Source organism: Azospirillum himalayense, from assembly GCF_042657465.1.
Taxonomy (GTDB): domain Bacteria; phylum Pseudomonadota; class Alphaproteobacteria; order Azospirillales; family Azospirillaceae; genus Azospirillum; species Azospirillum himalayense.
Window position 1 is genome coordinate 1 of record NZ_JBHSLC010000026.1, and the last position, 1,563, is coordinate 1,563.

At 70.1% G+C, this 1,563-nt stretch carries 3 protein-coding genes; all 3 read left to right on the plus strand.

The window, feature by feature from the left end; all coding sequences use genetic code 11:
- The first annotated feature begins 84 nt into the window (after positions 1 to 84).
- Entirely contained in the window at positions 85 to 534 is a 450-nt protein-coding gene (gene tnpA, locus ACFPMG_RS15455; RefSeq protein WP_376995985.1) for an IS66-like element accessory protein TnpA, read from the plus strand.
- Positions 531 to 884 (plus strand): IS66 family insertion sequence element accessory protein TnpB, encoded by a 354-nt coding sequence (gene tnpB / locus ACFPMG_RS15460; RefSeq protein WP_376995987.1) that lies wholly within the window; start codon positions 531 to 533, stop codon positions 882 to 884. The genes tnpA and tnpB overlap by 4 nt, the downstream gene beginning before the upstream one ends.
- Before the next feature lie 51 nt (positions 885 to 935).
- Positions 936 to 1,563 (plus strand): IS66 family transposase zinc-finger binding domain-containing protein (locus ACFPMG_RS15465; protein ID WP_376995988.1); only part of this gene is annotated, 628 nt, incomplete at its 3' end.

A 1,563-nucleotide genomic window follows, 5' to 3' on the forward strand; every position in this document is an offset into this window, starting at 1 on the left:
GTAAGCGTTACGAACGCCCCCTTCTTCCCGAACCGGGTTCCGTGATCGAGATTGCGCGCGGGCTCACGGGACGCGGAGGGTACGATGGAGGATGGCGCCAGACTTCATCCCAGGCTTGAAGCCATGGATGAAGGCAGGCCGTATCGACGGGTCGAGGTGATCACGGGACGCCGACAGCGACGCTCGTACACGGCACAGGAGAAGGCGCGCATCGTGGCGGAGAGCGCGGCGCCGGGCGCCAACATCTCCGACGTGGCGCGACGCAACGGGGTGAACCGCGGCCTGCTCACGGTCTGGCGCCGGGCGGCGGGCGTCGTCGCGGAGGCGCCCCCGGTGCAGACGCCCTTGTTCGTCCCGGTCACGATGGTCGAGGAAACGACACCCGCTCCCCCGGAGGATCGCCGCCCGGCACCTCGGGAGGTGCCGCCAAGCCGCATCGAAATGGACCTGCGCAGCGGGCGGTTGGTGTTCCATGGCGCCGTCGATCCCGGCCTTGCGGCGGCGGTCATCGCGGCCGCCCGGGGGCGAGGGTGATCACGCCACATCCCGACTTCAGGGTCATGGTCGCCACGCAGCCCATCGACTTCCGCAAAGGCGTCCACGGCCTAGTCGCCTTGGTCGCCGAGGCGCTGAAGGCCGATCCCTATTGCGGCGACGTCTTCGTCTTCCGCTCCAAACGCAAGGACCGGCTCAAAATCCTGGTCTGGGACGGCAGCGGGCTGATTCTCGCAACAAAATGGCTGGAAGCCGGCCGTTTCTCCTGGCCGCCGGTCCAGGATGGAGCGATCCGTCTGAGCGCGGTGCAGTTCGCGCTTCTGCTCGACGGACTGGCGTGGCAAACGGCCTCGCCGCCACCGGTCAAGAAGCCGCGCTGGATGGGTTGAATGCGTTGATTCGCTTGGGTTTTGGCGGGTCTTCCCGGTATACTCCGGCGCATGCCGCCGCCCCCCGATCCGCTCCCTCAGGACCCCGCCGAACTGGCCCGCATGGTCCGTCGCCTCGCCGCCGAGAAGGCGGCGTTGCAGGAGCAGGTGAAAATCCTGAAGGCGCTGATCTTCGGGGCCAGGTCGGAGAAGGCGACGGTGATCGATCCCCAACAGGGCCTCCTCGATCTCGGCGATCTCGCCCTTGAGGCCGCGCCGCCGGCCAACGACAACGCCGGCCGGGCCGCCCCTGAGCGCCCGCGGCGGCCGGCGAACCGGAACGTCGGCGCGCTGCCCCGGCATCTGCCGCGGGTGGAGAGGGTGATCGAGCCGGAGAGCACCACCTGCCCCTGCTGCGCGGGGCGGCTGCACCGGATCGGCGAGGATGTCGCGGAGGCGCTGGACGTCATCCCCGCCATCGTGCGCGTGCTGCGCACGATCCGGCCCAAGTACGTCTGCCGGGCCTGCGCCGGCCACCCGGTCCAGGCTCCGGCCCGGCCGCGGGTCGTGGACGGCGGCATGGCCTCCACCGCCCTGGTCGCCCATGTCGTGGTGGCGAAGTTCGCCTGGCATCTGCCGCTGTACCGGCAAGCGCAGATGTTCGCCGGTCAGGGCGTGGCGCTCGACCGCGCCACCCTGA

Excerpts from the sequence above, each read along its gene's own strand:
- tnpA (WP_376995985.1), top strand. The coding sequence starts at position 85 with ATGGAGGATGGCGCCAGACTTCATCCCAGGCTTGAAGCCATGGATGAA.